Raw genomic sequence first — 18,352 nt, 5'->3', positions numbered from 1 at the left:
GTGGTTGCGTTGCACCATATTTACTCCTATGATGGTCTTGAGCCATTATCCCTATCATTATGACAATCATAGAGAGCATTTAGCGCATTAGAAACTTTTATCATCCTCATCTATTCTTGTCCACGATATTTCTGAAGAGTACGAGCATCTATTTACCAAAAGGAGGGTGTGCCATGCAGGTGATTACACTATGCGGCTCCACCAAGTTTAAAGCGCAATTTCGAGAAGCCGAAGCTTCGCTTACGCTTAGCGGACATATCGTCCTTAGCGTTGGATTTTTTGAGCAGAGGGACGGAATCGAGATCACAGAGGAGCAGGAGCGCAGGCTCAAAGAGCTGCACTTCCGCAAAATCGATATGTCCGACGAAATCTTTGTGATCGATGTGAACGGGTATATCGGCGAGAGCACGCGGGCCGAGATCGAATACGCCAATGGGCATGGTAAACAGGTGCGGTATTATTCAAAGGAGCGGTTAGGTGCAGCGACCCTGTAATCGTGCAGGCAGTGCAACCGATATTGCGCACTAGGCTGGTTATCATATAGGAGCTGCAAAAGCGATTCAACCTCCGGGTTACGCGGTCAGTTCGAAGATCGTTGCTACGATCGATCGGTTTAAGGCGCCAATACATGCCGATATGATGCGCGTGCTGCCTTCGGTCACGGTGCGAGGATCGTGATCTTCTGCAGGAGAATAGCTAATAGTTGATAGGCTATCTAATTAGCTGAGTCGTTGAAATTACCTAACGAAAGAAATGTACGATGAATCATGGACTAACCAAATATTCGGATGAATTGACTCATTATGTATCAGAGTAACTGAATTTATAATCTGGAATATAGAGTAACTGAATTTGTTATCGTGGAGTATTGAAGTAACTGGATCTTAGCTCATCAGGTACCAATAAGGGAAATAAAATGGAGTATAACCTTAAAGTAACTAAATAATCGATGGTTTGTACTTTAAAGTAACCGTATCTTTGATCATAACGTACCAAAATAGCCGAATATCTCACATTGCGCATCGCTAGCGGACACAGCGGACCTTATTTGATGAGAAATAAGGGGATTCGTAAATGTTTCGGACATGAGATCCGTTATTCTCTGAAAACAGGCGGATATCGAACCGGAATTCGTAACATAACGGATCTGGTGTCCGCTTATATTGAAATTCAGGCGAATTATTGAAAATAGCGGATCTCTGGTCCGGATCAGCCGCATCATGCGCACTGCTCCCTGACCCACAGTGCGTGGTCCCAGAGCATGCTGCTTGGACGTCTGTCGTCCAGCCGCTCGCCTGACACCATCCGGTTTTCACTCCTTCGTCGCCAACCCCGCCAAAAACAGTTGAGATACCCGCATCCGTGTCAACAGACTGTTCCGCTATGCCACCGTGGCAAAACCAATCGGCCTGTGTGGTCATGTCGCCGTAGACCTAAACCAATCGGCTCCGGGTCGAAACCACAGCAGGTGTCACGACTAATAACGAGCGTGCGGCAACGCGATAACAAAAGGCAGGTCAAGATATGAAATCTTGACCTGCCTTTTTTACCCCAAACACAGCTGCTATTATGAAGTGACGCTCAGCTCGAAGCAGCGGAGCATCTCCCAAACTCTAATGGTGCTGTAAGGCTGAGCTACTAATTACAGATAAAGCACCAACGCAATAATGGCAGCGAGCACGATCCGATAGATCGCAAACGGCACCAGCTTGATCCGGTTGATCAGCTTCAGGAAGAAGCGGATGGAGATCAAAGCGAAGACGAAAGCCGCCACGAATCCGGCGATGAAGAACGGAAGAGCCTCCAGCGTGAAGTATTCCCAGTTCTTCAGCAGCGACAGGAAGCTGGCCCCGAACATGATCGGCACGGCCATGATGAACGTAAAGTCCGCCGCCGCGCGGTGGCTCATGCCCAGCATAACGCCTCCGGAGATGGTGGAGCCGGAGCGGGAGAAGCCTGGCCAGAGCGACAGACACTGAATCAGCCCGACGCTGAATGCCTGCCTGTACGTAATTTGATCGACAGACACCACTTTCGGCTCTTTTTTCGAGCTGACCTTGTCGGCAACGATCATGAAGATGGCTCCGATCACAAGACCGATCAGCACCGTTTCGGTGGAAAATAAATGCTCGTCAATGAGGTCCTCGAACAAGACGCCCAGAACGCCGGCCGGAATCAAACCGACGATCACCTGGCTGAGTCTCAGTCTGCCCGTACCGGCCGGTACGCCGGCTTCGGGCTTTTTGCGCTTGAGTCCCAAGAGATCCAGGAAGCGGTCCTTGAACACCACGATGACGGCGAGAATGGAGCCGAGCTGAATCACGACCTTGAACGTGTTGGCTACGTATTTCGTCAGAAACTCCTCGGATTTCAGCCACATGTCATCCACGATGATCATATGGCCGGTAGAGGATACAGGAGCGAACTCGGTCAGTCCCTCGACGATTCCCAGAATAATTGCTTTGAGGATGGTTAAAAAATCCATGACCTGCGGTCTCTCCCTTACTTAAAAATGTAAAATGTAATGATATGAATGATGCATGGCATGAAATGCGTGGTTCCAGCTTAAGCCGATTTTCTCCGCTTGCGGAAGAAGAAGAACAGGAATGCGATCACGGCCACGGCTATTACAGCATAAGCGATATTGGAATAGACGTCCATGAAGGCGACGATATTTTCCCATGAATCGCCGACGGCGGCTCCGACGGATACCAGAATGACGTTCCAGATCAAGGTACCGATGGTCGTAAAGAGCAGGAACATGCCGAACTTCATTGTGGACATCCCCGCCGGGATGGAGATCAGGCTCCGGATCAGCGGAATCATGCGGCAGAACAGCACGGTCCAGTATCCGTATTTATCGAACCAGGCATCCGCCTTGCGGATGTCTTCTTTTTTGACGCGGAGGATATGCCCCCAACGGTCCACGATTTTCTCCAGCCGTTCGACATCGAGCAGGCGTCCGATCCCGTACAGGATGACGGCACCGACCACGGAGCCGATGGTAGCTGCGATAATGACGCCGGGCACCGTCAGTTTCGTGTAGGTTGTCATGAATCCGCCGAAGGTCAGAATGACCTCGGAGGGAATCGGCGGGAACACGTTTTCCAGGGCAATCATCAGCAGGATGCCGACATAGCCGAACTTCTCCATAATGTCCGTAATCCAGTTTTCCAAAAGTTACACCTCTTTCAAAAGATAAGGAGGCCTTTGCCATCCTTTATATAAGGGTCTGCTTCAGCTTGCGCAGATATTGGCTGCGGATGAAGAAAAAGTACAGGACCTGCATCATCAGGAAGCTGATCAGCACGATGCCCATTTCAGCCGCAATGGATAAATAGAAATAGCTTTGCAGCGCGATGAAGGCAAAGATGCTGTGCACGATCGCAAGTCCGATCGGTACAAAAAACAGCAGCGCGAGCTGTCCGGTAACGATTCGCCTGAACTCCCTGTCCGTCATGCCGAGCCGGGATATCGTGGCATAATGCCTGCGGTCAAAATCCAGATCGGCATAGAGGCGGAAGTACAGGAAACTTCCAGCCGCGATAAAAAACACCGTGCCCACAAGCAATGCCGCGAAGAGCAGCATGTTGTACAGGCTGTCCCGAAGGGCGAACAGCGTACCGCTGACCGCCAGCGCAAAGGTCCGGTCCATCTCATAGCGCACGGCACCGCCCGGAGCCAAATGGGGAACGATCCCCTCCGTCTCCGTAAAATCGTCCACGTAGAAGCCGGTGTACCGTTCCTGACGGACCGGATCCGTGACGGCAGCAAAGATGTCGTCGCTGACGACAAGACCGCCGAAACGGGAATCGTCATCCATCTCCGGCAGCAAGTATTCCGGCACGCCGACATGATCGGAATAACCGATTTCACGCAGCCGGATGCCGGAATCCCGAAGCCGGTAAGAAGCGTAATCCCGGTTGCGGGTATAAGCTCTGTCGTTTTGCGAAGCAATGAGGACAAGGGCCTCCTCTCCGCTCGGCGGCTGTTCGTCAAACGGCAGTCCCGCCATCACGACGGCCGCCTTATAGTCGGAGAACGCGATCAGCGTCAACGGAATCTCCGATGGACCGGCCTGTGCGGATGCCGGTTCGGCATCCGTATATTTAACGCGAAACGATAGCGTTTCAAACGGTATTTTCCTCGACTCCAGCTCCTGCCGGATTTCGTTCAAATGCTGCTCTTCGGAGGTATCTCCCGTTTTGGCGAGATAACCGATGGCGGCCGGGAAGTCCTCGTTGAACTGCTTCGTGAGCACCGGAATGGAGGCGAATACGCCTACCGAGCAAAAAGACACGGCCAGCACGATCGTCACCATCGAAAACATCTGGGCATGATCCTTCAACCGGTACTGCAGGCTTGATAGCGAGATCAGCTTGGTTCTTCTCCAGGTGAAACGGCGGCTTTCTTTCAGCCTGCGGACGAGAGCAACCCCTAACTGCGAATAAATCAGATAAGTGCCGATCATCGTCATCAAGGTAACCGGGAACATGCGCAGCGCGAGTGTCGATGCGCTTGTCGTGGCTGCCAGGCCGTAGCTGACAAGCAGCAGGACAGCCGCCAATATGGATAACCACGGCGATGTTCTGGGCGCGGTTTTCGGCCGCTGTCCGGACTGGAACAAGTCGATGAGCGCTTTGGGCCGCAGCAGCCAGGACGTGCACAGCGAGATGATGAGAAATAGCAGCGCGTAACTCGCGATCGTCAGCCCGAGCGCGCGCAGACTCAGCCGAAACGGCAGGGGCGGGACTCCGAGAAAGGCCGAGCCTGCCATCAGGAACAGCTTGCCTGTAATGATGCCGAACAGGATGCCCGTGGCGATCGCGCTTACGCCGATGATCATATTTTCAAGAAACACCATCTTGTTAAACTGGCGGTCCGTCATGCCGTGCATGAACAGAATGCCGAACTCGCGCTTGCGGGTCTTCAAGAAAGCCCCGACGGAATACAGCACGAAGAAAAACGAGAATACGTACATAATCAGCTCTGCGCCAACCATCGCCTGGATCACAACCGGATAGAACATCTCGTCCGTGATGGAAGGGTGAAACAGGAACAGCGCGCACACAAAGAAAATCATGACGGAGAATGCGCTGCTTAAGAAATAGGCCGCGTAGGTCCGCTTGTTCCTCAGGACATTCCTAAAAGCGAATTGTCGAAAGGTCATGACTTCCTCCTCCCAGCAGCGCCAGCATGTCGATGATTTTCTGGAAAAAGGCTTGGCGGTTGTCACCGCAATACATTTCATTATATAGTTGACCGTCCTTGATGAACAAGACGCGGTCACAGTAGCTGGCTGCCACCGGATCGTGAGTGACCATGAGAATCGTTGCGGAAGCTTCTTTGCTCGAAGCGGAAAGCGTCTGCATCACTTCTTTGGAGGCTCTGGAGTCCAGGTTCCCCGTCGGCTCGTCAGCCAAAATCAGGGAGGGCTCCTGAATGAGCGCCCTCGCGATGGCGGTGCGCTGCATCTGCCCGCCGGAAATCTCATAGGTGTGCTTGTGCAGAATGGACCCGATCCCGAGCCGGTCTGCGATCCGGTTCAGCCGGATGCCCATTTCGTCCAGCGGCATGCCCTCCAGCGTCAGCGGCAGGACGATGTTTTCCTCAACGGTCAGCGTATCCAGCAGATTGAAATGCTGGAAGACGAAGCCCAGCTCCCTGCGCCGAAACAGAGCCGTATCGCTCCTGCCGAGCAGATGGGGATTGCGTCCGCCTATGATCACTTCCCCGGCCGTGGGCTGATCAATGGTCGCAATCAGATTGAGGAGCGTCGTTTTTCCGCTGCCGGAGGGTCCCATAATACCGACGAATTCGCCTTTGGAGACGTTGAAGTGAATATTGTTCAGCGCTTGGAACGCCACTTTGCCCTCATAGATTTTGGATAGATGCTTCACGCTCAGGATGGGCATATCTTCACTCCTCTATAACGATGTTATCATTGTAAAAGATTCGTTTGCGTCCATGCCATATTCGTAACTTACAGTTACCTTACAACCTTGTAAGGTTTCTTTTGCCCGCGTAAGCAGATCGGGAATAAGCCGCAGCGGACTTAAATAGCTTGTACTGCCGAACCCTGCCATCTGCCGGTGGAATTCATTGTGCGATATGGCCCGCAGCATCCGCAAAAATGATGCGGACCGTCGTTCCTTCATCGACCTTGGATTCGATTTCGAAGGCATGTCCAAGCTTGTCGCATATTTGTTTGACCAGAAACAGGCCCATGCCTGTCGATTCCTGGAATCGGCGCCCGTTCTCTCCGGTGAAATAAGGATCGAACACCCGCGGGAGATCGCTTTGGGGAATGCCGATGCCTTCGTCCCTTATCTCAAGCACGACTTGATTCTCCCGGGTGTAGCCGTTGAAAAAGAGGGTGCCTTGTTCCTTCAGCGTATATCGAACCGCGTTGGTCAGCAGCTGCGTCAGCACAAAAGAGAGCCATTTCTCGTCCGTGGCCACCGTTAATCCGGAATCGATCCGGATGGACGGGTACATTCTCCGCCGGATAAACAGCCGCTTTTGCTCGGACGTGACATGTCGGACGATTCGCTGAAGCGGCAGGTTTTCCACATGGAAATCGCGCTCGAACGTATCGAGCCTGGCGGTATACAGCACGAGATCGAGCCCTTTTTTGAGGCGGTCCAGCTCGTCGCCGATCGCGGCAAAACGGGGGTCGTCATCATCCTGGAGAATCAGGTGAATGACCGAAATCGGCGTTTTCATCTGGTGGGCCCATTGGTTGATGAACTGCAGATGGCCTTCAATTTTATGCTTATAGTTATGCAGATCCGTGGTGTAATGCCGGAACTGGGTTTTCAACAGCTGATGAAGCGCTTCGGCGAGCGGGGTGTGGGAGGATTCTGCCGAGGATTCGCCTGTGAGGGATTCTCCCGGAAGCGGCTGCTCCAACCGTTTATAGAAGGAACGGTTGGCAATGAAACGGAAGGCGAGATAGCCGACGAGCAGCAGCAAGCTGATGATGCCCGCGTACAGGCTGACCGTCAAATTGCGATAACCGTCCAGCCTATAGATCAGGGTAACGACAAGAAGCTGGGCGATGTAGACAATCATTAAGGGACGCTGTTCTTGCAAAAATAGTCTCATGCTTCGTCCCTCCAGCTCGGTACCAGTCGGTAGCCGCGCCCGCGCACGGTTTGAAGGCCATCCTCGATTCCGAGGGCGGCGAGTTTCTTACGGACGCGGGTGATGTACACATTCAGCGTATTATCGTCCACAAAGGCCTGATCATCCCATATTTTCTCCAGAAGCCGGTCCCTGCTGACGATCTGCTCGGGCTTTTTCATTAATTCGTCCAATATTTTGGCTTCGGTATGGCTGAGCTCCGCTTGGGTCGGTCCGAGCGAAACGGAGAGACGCTCAACGTCAAGCGTGAGTCCGGCGATGCTGAGGACCCGCTCATTCTGACCGGCAGCATAGGACCCGTAGGCCCGCCGGAGCTGGCTCTTGATTTTGGCCATGACGATCTCGTAGTCAAAGGGTTTGGTTATATAATCATCGGCACCGTTCTCCAGCGCCATCACCTGATCCATTTTCCCGTCGCGGGCCGAGATGAAGATGATCGGGCAGGTGGAGAGGCTGCGGAACTGCCGGCACCAATAATAGCCGTCGAATTTAGGCAGATTGATATCCAGAAGCACAAGATGAGGGTCATACGATTCAAATTGATCGCGCACCGTCTCGAAATCATGAACGGACTGCGTCGCATAACCGAATTTATGAAGATATTCTTTCAGCAGGCCGACCAGCCCGGCATCGTCTTCGACAATGAAAATTTTGAACATATCGATCATAGTCCCTTCATTTGACATTCTCGTACCGTCTGTATTGTACCAAATTGTCAGGATATAAGGAAAAATTGCGTGAGCGGAGACAGCAGGGCTTAGGAAAGCTCGGAGCGAATGTCTCGCTTTGTTAAGCGATCCCTCCGAAAAATAATCTTGACGCTTGTGCCATCAGCTGATAATATACTTGATAATTCCAATCGAATAACTATGATAAATAAATTTGAATCGACCAGTCTGCTGGAGATCATGAGCATCCTTCATGATCTCCTTTTTGTCGTATGGACCTCGATTTACTATCAACCAAGGAGCGGGGGGATCAACGATTGCGTGCACAGGATGAATTGAAACTGACGGCGGATGTCCTCGTCATTGGCGGCGGTCCCGCAGGGGCTTGGGCAGCCTGGAGCGCGGCGTCCCAAGGTGCCAAAGTCATATTGGCCGATAAAGGGTTTCTGGGCTCCAGCGGGGCAACGGCACCCGGAGGAACCAATCTGCTATATTTGCCCCCTGACCATAAGCTGCGCGATGAAGCCGTAGCCCAGCGGATGAAGGAGGGCGGTTATTTATCGGAACCGGATTGGATCCATCGCGTGCTGGATCAGGTATACATCAATCTGGAACGCGTGGAGGCATGGGGATACCCGTTTCGCCGCGATGAGAACGGGGTCCCCATGCGAGACCATTTGCAGGGCCCGGAATATATGAAGCTGATGCGAAGCGCGGTCAACCGGGCGGGCGTACGGATCATGGATCAGTCCCCGGCGCTCGAGCTGCTTGCCGACGAGCATGGGGTCGGAGGAGCACGAGGCATATGCAGGCAGAAGAACAAGAATTGGGAGGTACGGGCACAGTCGGTTGTCATAGCTACCGGCGGCTGCGCCTTTCTGAGCAAGGGCCTTGGCTGCAACGTGCTCACAGGCGAAGGACTGCTCATGGCGGCGGAGCTTGGCGCCGAGCTATCCGGTATGGAATTCAGCCGCCAATATGCGCCGAGCGCGGCGTTTGGCACGGTGACCCGGGGGCGGCTTCTCAACTGGGCGACGTATTATGACGAAGACGGGAATACGCTGTACAGCCCCGGAGGGCCCAGGCCGCATGATTTTCTGCCGACGATGCTCCGCAAAGGACCGGTATACGCCATGCTGAATCATGCCGACACGGAAGAGAAACGGCGCATTTTAAGGCAATCGCACGCCATCTTCTTTGTTCCGTATGATCGGGCGGGAATCGATCCCTTTAAGGAGCGTTTTCCCTTGACCCTCCGCTATGAAGGGACGGTCCGCGGAACCGGAGGCATCCGGATCACCGGCGAAGATTGCGCGACGACGGTACCGGGTCTGTACGCCGCCGGCGATGCCGCAACCCGGGAGCGGGTGACCGGTGCCAAGTCGGGCGGAGGGGCTTTTAATGCCTCTTGGGCGATTTGCTCGGGAACGTGGGCTGGCGAATCGGCGGCGAAGCATGCGCTGAGTGCGCGTTCTTCTGCGGACGGCCGTCGCCTGCAAGGTGCGGGGCGGGCCGGAATGTCCCATCCATCCGCAGCGCATGGGCAGGGAATGGATGCATCCGGCCTGATTCAATCGGTACAGCGGGAGGTGTTTCCGCTGGATATCAATTATTTTCGCAGCGAACCGGTCCTGGAGCAATCGCTCGAACGGCTGAATGGGCTATGGCCGGAAGTGTACGCTAAGGTAACCGGGGGTTCGCGCGAGCGGATCAAGGCAAGGGAAGCGGCGGCCATGGCGGCAACGGCAAGATGGATGTATGCGGCTGCGCTGACCCGGCGGGAAACCAGAGGGATGCATACCCTTCTGGAATACCCGGATCCGAATCCGGACCAGCAGCATCGTCTGACCGTAAGGGGGATCGATCATATCCAGGTGTATCCTGAGGGGCGGCCGCCCCGGCAGGCAAGTCGAGGTACCATGGACGCTTGCCGACACTATGGTGGTTCAAGAAATATGGGCATTGAAGCCGTGGGGGCTGCTGCCTGGATCGCGGCAGCGGCCGGGGAGGTGGAAGGCTCATGATCGAGGTTGTCAGTCAGCAGCGGTGCATCGAGTGCGGCCTGTGCGTCAAGGTCTGTCCGACCAATGTATTCGACCGGACGGAGACGGGGCTTCCGGTCATTGCCCGTCAGGAGGATTGCCAGACCTGCTTTATATGCGAGGCTTATTGTCCTGCCGATGCTCTGTATGTTTCTCCCTTTGCGGATATGGAGCAGAAGGTGACGGAAGAAGAGCTGATCGCGGTAGGGATCATCGGAAGCTGGAGGGAGACGGTCGGCTGGGGACGCGGGCGGACCCGGCTGGCCGAGATCGACGAGACCCCGTTCATCGATCGGATTCTCCCCCGGCGAAGTTAAAGCAGGAACTATACCAATAGCATTCATACTGTCAACCATTCTAATGGAGACATTCCTTCGGAATTTCGAAGAATGTCTCCTTTTGTATTCGAGGAGAGAGGTGCGCTTATGAAACGGGTTTGGCTGATGTTCAGGTTAGATGATGAAAGATTTGCGTTTCCCGAGCCGGAGCGTGATCGCAATGAGTGACCATGCACGATTGTACCGGCACGACCCTCCGGCTCCGGTCCACGGCAGCGAGTCGCCGGTACCGGAGCCCGCCGCCGGGCAGCGGCAGAGGCTCTCCCCGGGCGAAGCAGGTGCCGGGATATGGAGGAAGTCGCTGGGCACCTTTGCTGCGGGCGCGGTTCTTCCCGTGTCGCTGCTGGTTTTATGGCAGGTGCTCGGCGACCTTGGTTACATCTCGGAGCTGCTCTTCCCGACGCCGCTTCGCATTGCGGAGGCTTTTGTCCACTTGGCGGGCTCGGGTGACCTTGGCGGTCATGTGCGGATCAGTTTGGTTCGTGCCGCGGCGGGTTTCGCCCTTGGAGGGGCTCTCGGCCTAGCCTTCGGTATTCTGGTCGGGGTATTCCGCATATCCGAGCGGGTGCTCGATCCATCCATTCAGATGGTCCGCATGATTCCGCATTTAGCGGTTGCGCCGCTGTTCGTGCTTTGGTTCGGAATCGGGGAGTCGTCCAAAATACTGCTGATCGCCAAAGGGGCTTTCTTTCCGCTCTATATCCAAACCTATCTGGGCATCCGCGGCGTGGATAACAAATGGTTCGAAGTAACAAGGGTTCTGGGTTTCACGCGTATCCAGCAAATCTTCAAGCTGGTCATTCCGTCCTCCCTGCCGCATATCTTCCTCGGGATCCGGCTGTCCCTCGGGCTGGCCTGGCTCGGGCTGGTCGTTGCCGAGATCATGGGCTCCACGTCCGGCATCGGCTATTTGATGACGGATGCCAGACAGTTCAGCAAAACCGCAACCGTGTTCGTGTGCATCGTCCTGTTTGCCGTCATCGGCAAAGCAGCAGACGCCGCGGTTAGGCTGATGGAGCGCAGGCTGCTGAAATGGAACGACAGCTATGAGGGCTAAAGCACGGCTTCTGATTCCAAGAGAGAGGAGGAGACACGATGAATAACGCGAACGAACTTGCGCTGCCTGCGGCGGGGCAGCCACCCGCTGTATCGCAGCCGCCCGATCCTGCTGCCGCGCGTTCCAATCGCCGGCGTGCATCCTTACTACGGGCCATTGCGCTCGGATCGGCCCTTCCGGTTCTGGTGCTGGCCATATGGCAGCTGGCAGGCAATCTTGGCTGGATCGATGCGTTCTTCCTGCCGACGCCGGCGGCGATTTTCGAATCCCTCTGGAATCTGATCGCCTCGGGCAAGATGGCGACCCATCTGGGTATAAGCATCGGCCGCGCCGCTGCGGGCTTCGCCCTGGGAGGCAGCCTGGGCTTGATATTCGGCCTGCTGACGGGCTTCTCGCGCAAGTCGGAAATATTCCTGGATCCGACGGTGCAGATGCTGCGGATGATCCCGCATTTGGCGATCGCCCCGCTTATTATTTTGTGGTTCGGATTCGGAGAAACGTCGAAGGTGCTGATCATTGCGAAGGGAGCTTTTTTTCCGCTGTACGTCAATACGTTTCTCGGCATCCGGAGCGTCGACAAAAAGCTGTTCGAGGTATCGAGGGTGCTGCAGTACAGCCGGGTTCAGCAGATCATCAAGCTGATCATCCCGTCTTCGCTGCCTAACCTGTTAATGGGAATCCGGTTATCGCTGGCGGTATCCTGGCTCGGGCTCGTCGTTGCGGAGCTGATCGGTTCGCAGTCGGGGGTCGGGTTTCTCATCAATCTTGCCAAGCAATCCTCGTTAACGGAGCAAATTTTTGTGGGTGTATTGGTTTTTGCCGTCGTCGGCATGATGGTGGATCTGTTCGTCCGTTCTCTGGAACGCCGCTTGTTGAAGTGGCGGGATAGCTACAAGGGATGATCCGGCTTCGTGAATGAGAGAACAGAGGGACAATGATGATTAGGAGGGGAACATGCATGAGTTCACGTATTCAAGGCAGCACGCTTCAGTTGGAAACGGATGTGCTGGTCATTGGCGGTGGCCCGGCCGGAGCCTGGGCGGCTTTAACGGCCGCGGCGAAAGGCAGCAATGTCGTGCTGGCGGATAAGGGCTTCTGTGGATCAAGCGGGGCAACGGCGCCGTCGGGCACGGGCGTATGGTACGTGGAGCCTGAAGGGCGGCAGCGCCAGGAAGCGAAGATGAGCCGGTATTTTATGGGCGGACGCTTAGCCGAGAATGAGTGGATGGATCGGGTCCTGGATCAAACCTACGAGAATATGAACCGCCTTGAAGGCTGGGGGTATTCGTTCCCGGTCGATCCGGATGGCGGCATATTCCGGCGCGGCTTGCAGGGACCGGAGTATATGCGTCTCATGCGCAAGCTGGTGAAAAGAGCCGGCGTCAAAATACTCGACCACAGCCCTGCGCTGGAACTTCTGGCGGATGATCACGGAGTGGGGGGCGCCGCTGGCATAAGCACGCAGGGCGGCGATCCCTGGAGAGTCACGGCGGGTGCCGTTGTTATCGCAACCGGCGGCTGCGCCTTCCTGAGCAAAGCGCTGGGATGCAACGTGTTGACCGGTGACGGCTATCTGATGGCGGCCGAGGCCGGGGCCGAAATGTCGGGCATGGAGTTCTCCAACGCCTACGCCATATCGCCAACGTTCTCCTCGGTGACCAAAACGGCGTATTACCGTTATGCAAGCTTTTACTACGAGGACGGCACGGTGGTAGAGGGAGCGGGCTCGACCAAAGGACGTTCCGTCATTGCCAAAAAACTGCTGGAGAACCGACAGGTATATGCCCGATTGGATCAGGCGCCCGCCGATTTGCAGCCGCTGCTCCGGGTGGGGCAGACGAATTTTTTCCTGCCGTTTGACCGCATGGGCATCGACCCGTTCAAGGATATGTTCCCGGTCACGCTTCGGCTCGAAGGGACGGTGCGCGGGACCGGTGGCATTCATATCGTGGACGAAACGTGCGCCACGAAGGTCCCCGGCTTGTATGCCGCCGGAGACGCCGCAACGCGGGAGCTGATCTGCGGCGGATTCACCGGAGGCGGCAGCCACAATGCCGCCTGGGCGATGTCTTCCGGCAGCTTTGCGGGCGAAGGCGCGGCGGACTATGCCAAATCGCTGGGACGGCATGCCGCTAGACGCGAGGTGCACGGATTGTCTTCGGCTCCGCTCGTGTCATCCGGTACCTACGGATCGCTGCAGGAAAAGCCGCCGATTGCCGCGGAGGAATACATTCGGGCGGTGCAGGAAGAGGTCATGCCTTATGACCGGAACCTGTTCCGTACGGATGAGGGACTTCGGGATTCGTTGCAACGGCTCGACGGCGTATGGAAATCGATCCGGCAGGAACCCATCCATCTTGATTATCAGGCGGTGAAGAAACGCGAGGCAGCGGCCATGGCTGCAACGGCCCGCTGGATGTACCGCTCGGCGCAGGCCAGGACGGAAACGCGGGGAATGCATAAACGGGTTGATTATCCGGAGCTGGACGAGACGCAGCATTACCGCCTGATTACATCCGGGTTGGATGAAATCAGCGTCCGGGCGCAGCGCGTGAGCGAGGAGGCGGTTTCCCTTTGATTGAGCTGATCAGCGATGCCAGATGCGTGCAGTGCAATCTGTGCGTCTCCGTATGTCCGACCAACGTATTTGATAAAGTCGATAACGATGTGCCTGTCATTGCGCGCCAGAACGATTGCCAAACCTGTTTTATGTGCGAGCTCTATTGTCCGGCGGACGCGATGTACGTCGCGCCTCATCCGGACCGGCTCAGCGGGCTAAGCGAGGCGGAGCTGGAGCAGGCCGAGCTGTTGGGGGGCTACCGCGAGAAGGTGGGATGGGGACCCGGCCGAACGTCCATATCCAGCCATGCGTTTCTGGCTCAGCTCGCGAAGCGTTCTGTTCCTTGATCGTCAGTCTCCCCCCTTTTTCAGGCAGCTCCACTCTTCCCGTCTGCATGGGAAGCACGATCTGCGGGCTCATTGATGCCAGGGTTTGCCGGGGATTCCATGAAGCCCCGTAAGAAGCAAGAGGCGTAAGAAGCGAAAGCGAGGCAATGTCATATCGAGATGGGATCTGTGAGGGGAGAGAAATCGAATGGAGAATCGAAACGTTAAAAAACACAAGCGAAAGCGATACGCGATTTTATTGACGCTGGTGGCGGCGGCGCTTGCTTTTTCACAGGGCTGCGGGACCAAAGATCAAATAACGGAAGCATCAAGCTCCGGCGTGCCGAAGACGCTCAATTACGGATATATAGGAACCAATGCCCTGAATGTGCCTGGAGGCGCCGAGGGCTGGGGGTTCCATAAGGGCATTATTCAGGAAGAGCTCAAGAAGCACGGGATTGAAACGGTAAACCTGACCGCCTTTCCGAACGGTCCGGATTTGAGCGAATCGCTGATCAGCGGTCGCCTGGACTTTGGCAGTTTGGGCGATACGCCGGCCATCCTGTCACGCTCAACGGGAGCGAAGACCAAGGTGATTACCCAAGGCTCGACCGACAGCATCGGGTACCTCGTGGCGAAGAAGGGTGGCCCGGCTTCCCTGGAAGAGTTAAAGGGAAAAACGGTAGCCACTCAAAAAGGTTCCTTCCACCACCGATACTTGGCCGGTCTTTTGAAGAAAGAGGGGCTGGCTGAGGATGTGAAGGTCATTCACCTGCTTCGCGTGGATGCGGAGGCTGCCCTGGCCCGCGGGGAAATCGACGCGATGACCAATACCGGCGTCTATACGCTCAAACAAATCGATGAAGGCTATACGCTGCTGGACGATGCCACCAAGCATCCCGAGCTGTATGGGACCAGCGTAACCGTAGTGTCGGAGGATTATCTGGCGAAATATCCGGATTTCGCCAAGGCGTGGAATGACGCCCGTTCCAAGGCGCTAGAGGATTTAAAGCAGCATGAGGAAGAGTACTATGCGTTTCTGGCCGAATTGCAGAGCACGAAGGTGGAGTACGTGAAGAAGGTTAGCCCGATCGAGCTGATCAAAGAGGTTCCTTTTACCGAACAAGGGCTGCAGCTGCTGGAAGGAACGAAGGCCTTTCTGATCGAAGAGAAGCTGGCGGAAACCGATTTTGCATTGGACGAATGGCTGATCAAGCCTTAAACCAAGCCTTAGACCAAGCCGCATTACAATAACCCGCAAAGGGTAAGGAGAGATGATCGTATGACCAGACCTGATCCAACCGTAATCGTATCAGCCCTGTCGAAGAAGACGATGGCGGAACAAACGCGCCGTCCCGAATATCCGGTGCATGCCCACTTTGTGAATCGATGGTCTTCGAGGGCCTTTGACTCCCGTCCGGTCGAAGCGGATGTGCTGTATACCGTCTTGGAGGCGGCCCGGTGGGCACCCTCCTCGGGCAACGGGCAGCCGTGGCGGTTTATCGTTGCCCGAACAGAGGAGGAGCGGGAGCGATTCCGGTCTTTTATCCGTCCCGGAAACCGCGTGTGGAGCGATCGCGCGCCGGCGCTTGTCCTCCTCGTTTCCTACACGCTGAATGCCAATGGGGAACCGAGCGGCAGCCACGCGTTTGATGCGGGGGCCGCTTGGGGAACAATCGCTTCGCAGGCTGCTTTGCTTGGGCTGAATACCCGCGCGATTGGCGGCTTCGACCATGAGCTTGCCCGCGAAGCCCTGCATATTCCGGAAGAATATGATCTGCATGCGGTCATAACGCTTGGATACCACGGGGATAAATCGGCGCTGCCGGAGACGCTGCAGGAACGGGAGGTCCCTACGGACCGACGATCCTTGAATGAACTGGTGCATGAAGGAGTATTTCAGGCTAAGGCATGATGCCCGGCCACTCCGCACGAAAAACCGTTCCTTGGTTAACCGTGCTGTCCACGCTCATTTGGCCGCCATGCGCGTTCATGATGGACTGGGTGATGGACAGTCCAAGGCCTGCACCGCCGTGCTGCCGGGTCCGGGATTCATCGATGCGGTAGAACCGCTCGAACAGATGGGGCAGATGCTCCTTCGAAATCCCGGCTCCATTGTCGCTGACCAGCAGTACGGCATGGTCCTTGGTTTTATCCACCGCAACGGTAATCCGCCCTGTGTCGGAATCGGTATGCTGTACCGCATTATGAAACAGGTTGTAGATGACCTGCTTGATCTTGTCGGAGTCACACCGGCACAGCACGGCTGCCGCTTGAATCGTTACGTTTCTGCCTTGAGCGAGCATCCTGAGATGAGGCTCCATCTCAAGCAGCAGCCGATCCAGCCGGGTATCCTGCAGATGAAGCTCCGGCTTACGGTCAAGTTTGGCCAACAGAAGCAAATCCTCGACCAATTTCTTCATGCGCTTCGATTCGCCGTGCATGCTGGACAGTGCTGCATGGAGCTGCTCCTTGTTGTCGGCGGCGCCGCGGCCAAGCACCTCCAGAAAGCCGTGAATCGAAGTAAGCGGCGTGCGCAGCTCATGGGAAGCATCGGCAATAAACCTCCGCATCTGCTCTTTCGCCTCGCGTTCCGCTTCAAACGCTCCCTCAAGCCTTTTCAGCATGCCGTTAAACGATTGGGCCAAACGGTCAATCTCCTGCTGACCCTGCATGGCCGGAAATCGCTCCGCCAAGTTTCCGGCATCCGTTCGTTCCACTGTTTCGACCATTCGGCTTAGCGGGTTAAGCGTCCTGCGCAGCAATGGCAGGTACAATGCGATCCCGCCAGCCATGGCAAGCAAAGCCAGCACGGCAAATATCAGCAGCTGCCGCAGCAGAACGGCATGGAGCGGCTGCGTATCCATTCCAAGCTGCAGTATACCGGAAGGGCTGTTAGGGCTGCCGTAAGGGCGAAAGACAACGATCTGCTCGGTGCCTTGGGCATCGTCAGTCACTTCGTACGGAACGGGCATACGCTCTTTGAATTGCTCCAGAATCGAGGTATAAGCCTCTGCTGCCAGCTGCGGAGCAGACAGACCGTTGTCACTGGCCAGGTCGGTGTAGCTTCCGTTCGCTGCGATCTTGGCAAGCGACATATTCGGCAGAAAGAGCAAAGGTCTATTCTCCTGGCGGGGCATGCCCGCATGGGCGTCGTTATTCGGAACAGAAGGCCGGTTATGTTGCACGCGATCAGGCTCCCACATCTCCACGGGGATAGAGCGGACCTGAAGCGAAAGCGCCTCGGCTTGATTGCGGAACAGGGCGTTTTTCATCAGTACATATTGCAGCGCCCCGATCAGCACGAGCAGAAGCGCCAAGACGAGAAGGGAACGCGACAGGAGCTGCGTGCGCAGAGACGTTGGCCGAGATGCGCGTATGCGGTTTCGGAAACTCATGGCAAATCCACCCGGTAGCCGGCTCCGCGAAGCGTGCGGATGACCCGATGCTCCTTGTCTCCGAGCTTCTCTCGCAGGGATCGGATATAGACCTCCACGATGTTATCCTCTCCCCCAAAATCATAATCCCACACAATATTCAATATGTTCGATTTGCTCAGAACGCTGCCGTGTTTGGTCACAAGCAGTTTGAGCAGTTTATATTCCGTAGGGGAAAGCTCCAAGGCTTCCCCCAGGTATGAAATTTCTTTCTTGCGGTCATCGATGGTGAATGGCCCAAGCCGGATTTCGCCCAGCAGGCTCGGGAACTGATTGCGGAGCCGAGCTTGGATGCGGGCCAGCAGCTCTTCGAAACTGAAGGGTTTGGCCATGTAGTCGTCCGCTCCGGTCATAAGGCCCGTTACACGGTCATCGATCTCATCCTTCGCGGTAAGCATAATGACCGCAACATCCCTGCCTTCCTCCTTCAAGCGTCTGCACACCGCAAGACCGTCCATTCCCGGCATCATCACATCCAGAACGATGACATGCGGCTCGAAGCTGGCTGCTTCCCTTAACGCACATTCCCCATCGGAGGCCGTGCGCACCTCAAACCCTTCATTTTGGAGACCAAGCTCCAGAAATTGCAGGATGTGCGGCTCGTCATCCACAAGCAAAACGCGAATACGATGCATGGATCCCATGACACAAAACTCCTCTTCTTTCATTCCTTCAACTTTATCATACGTGCCGTAGCTGAATGAAATCTGAACGCGAACTGAAAATAAACTGAAAAATGATTCGCAAATATGCATTCTCAAATCAGGGAATTTAAGGA

Annotated in this window: 17 protein-coding genes; 9 read left to right on the top strand and 8 right to left on the bottom strand. The window is 55.5% G+C overall.

Features of this window, described 5'->3' with window-relative positions:
- The first annotated feature begins 173 nt into the window (after positions 1-173).
- Positions 174-494: a hypothetical protein gene (locus RB298_RS16200; RefSeq protein ID WP_486047586.1), complete on the top strand. Its 321-nt coding sequence runs from the start codon at positions 174-176 to the stop codon at positions 492-494.
- Between the two features lie 1,148 nt (positions 495-1,642).
- On the opposite strand, the gene RB298_RS16195 is transcribed toward RB298_RS16200, so the two are convergent.
- The 6 genes from RB298_RS16195 to RB298_RS16170 all read right to left on the bottom strand — a co-directional run bounded on the left by RB298_RS16195 (position 1,643) and on the right by RB298_RS16170 (position 7,805).
- Positions 1,643-2,485, bottom strand: coding sequence for an undecaprenyl-diphosphate phosphatase (locus tag RB298_RS16195; protein ID WP_036664481.1), 843 nt, complete (start codon positions 2,483-2,485; stop codon positions 1,643-1,645).
- 80 nt (positions 2,486-2,565) lie between these two features.
- Positions 2,566-3,177: a DedA family protein gene (locus RB298_RS16190; protein ID WP_486047585.1), complete on the bottom strand. Its 612-nt coding sequence runs from the start codon at positions 3,175-3,177 to the stop codon at positions 2,566-2,568.
- A gap of 43 nt (positions 3,178-3,220) precedes the next feature.
- A complete protein-coding gene (locus RB298_RS16185) occupies positions 3,221-5,170 on the bottom strand; it encodes an ABC transporter permease (RefSeq protein WP_375121860.1) in 1,950 nt (649 codons plus the stop codon).
- On the bottom strand, positions 5,145-5,915 hold the full coding sequence (locus RB298_RS16180) for an ABC transporter ATP-binding protein (protein ID WP_192569763.1): 771 nt from the start codon (positions 5,913-5,915) through the stop codon (positions 5,145-5,147). Before RB298_RS16180 ends, RB298_RS16185 begins: the two co-directional genes overlap by 26 nt.
- A gap of 184 nt (positions 5,916-6,099) precedes the next feature.
- On the bottom strand, positions 6,100-7,107 hold the full coding sequence (locus RB298_RS16175) for a HAMP domain-containing histidine kinase (protein WP_486047584.1): 1,008 nt from the start codon (positions 7,105-7,107) through the stop codon (positions 6,100-6,102).
- Positions 7,104-7,805, bottom strand: coding sequence for a response regulator transcription factor (locus tag RB298_RS16170; protein WP_036664555.1), 702 nt, complete (start codon positions 7,803-7,805; stop codon positions 7,104-7,106). Before RB298_RS16170 ends, RB298_RS16175 begins: the two co-directional genes overlap by 4 nt.
- 326 nt (positions 7,806-8,131) lie before the next feature.
- Here RB298_RS16170 and RB298_RS16165 point away from each other — a divergent pair, with 326 nt between their 5' ends.
- The 8 genes from RB298_RS16165 to RB298_RS16130 all read left to right on the top strand — a co-directional run bounded on the left by RB298_RS16165 (position 8,132) and on the right by RB298_RS16130 (position 16,052).
- Positions 8,132-9,838 carry an FAD-dependent oxidoreductase gene (locus RB298_RS16165; protein WP_486047583.1) on the top strand — a complete coding sequence of 569 codons (1,707 nt, stop codon included), beginning with the start codon at positions 8,132-8,134 and terminating at the stop codon, positions 9,836-9,838.
- Positions 9,835-10,173, top strand: coding sequence for a 4Fe-4S dicluster domain-containing protein (locus RB298_RS16160; protein WP_012818980.1), 339 nt, complete (start codon positions 9,835-9,837; stop codon positions 10,171-10,173). Before RB298_RS16165 ends, RB298_RS16160 begins: the two co-directional genes overlap by 4 nt.
- 181 nt (positions 10,174-10,354) lie before the next feature.
- On the top strand, positions 10,355-11,251 hold the full coding sequence (locus tag RB298_RS16155) for an ABC transporter permease (RefSeq protein WP_486047582.1): 897 nt from the start codon (positions 10,355-10,357) through the stop codon (positions 11,249-11,251).
- A 38-nt stretch (positions 11,252-11,289) separates the two neighbouring features.
- On the top strand, positions 11,290-12,153 hold the full coding sequence (locus RB298_RS16150) for an ABC transporter permease (protein ID WP_486047581.1): 864 nt from the start codon (positions 11,290-11,292) through the stop codon (positions 12,151-12,153).
- Between the two features lie 56 nt (positions 12,154-12,209).
- Positions 12,210-13,829 (top strand): FAD-dependent oxidoreductase, encoded by a 1,620-nt coding sequence (locus RB298_RS16145; protein ID WP_486047580.1) that lies wholly within the window; start codon positions 12,210-12,212, stop codon positions 13,827-13,829.
- Positions 13,826-14,158, top strand: coding sequence for a 4Fe-4S binding protein (locus tag RB298_RS16140; RefSeq protein WP_009594932.1), 333 nt, complete (start codon positions 13,826-13,828; stop codon positions 14,156-14,158). Before RB298_RS16145 ends, RB298_RS16140 begins: the two co-directional genes overlap by 4 nt.
- Positions 14,159-14,345: 187 nt before the next feature.
- Positions 14,346-15,359: an ABC transporter substrate-binding protein gene (locus RB298_RS16135; protein WP_486047579.1), complete on the top strand. Its 1,014-nt coding sequence runs from the start codon at positions 14,346-14,348 to the stop codon at positions 15,357-15,359.
- A 60-nt stretch (positions 15,360-15,419) separates the two neighbouring features.
- Complete coding sequence (locus RB298_RS16130) at positions 15,420-16,052, top strand: nitroreductase family protein (RefSeq protein WP_486047578.1); 633 nt, start codon at positions 15,420-15,422, stop codon at positions 16,050-16,052.
- On the opposite strand, the gene RB298_RS16125 is transcribed toward RB298_RS16130, so the two are convergent.
- Positions 16,042-17,535, bottom strand: coding sequence for a sensor histidine kinase (locus RB298_RS16125; protein WP_486047577.1), 1,494 nt, complete (start codon positions 17,533-17,535; stop codon positions 16,042-16,044). The two genes, RB298_RS16130 and RB298_RS16125, sit on opposite strands and share 11 nt — an antisense overlap.
- Positions 17,532-18,218 (bottom strand): response regulator transcription factor, encoded by a 687-nt coding sequence (locus RB298_RS16120; protein ID WP_036664469.1) that lies wholly within the window; start codon positions 18,216-18,218, stop codon positions 17,532-17,534. Before RB298_RS16120 ends, RB298_RS16125 begins: the two co-directional genes overlap by 4 nt.
- Between the last annotated feature and the right edge of the window lie 134 nt (positions 18,219-18,352).

The organism is Priestia sp. BR_2 (assembly GCF_041954005.1).
Lineage (GTDB): Bacteria > Bacillota > Bacilli > Paenibacillales > Paenibacillaceae > Paenibacillus_AQ > Paenibacillus_AQ lautus_A.
Note: the sequence above shows the minus strand (reverse complement) of the source record. Positions and strands in the feature narration are given on the sequence as shown.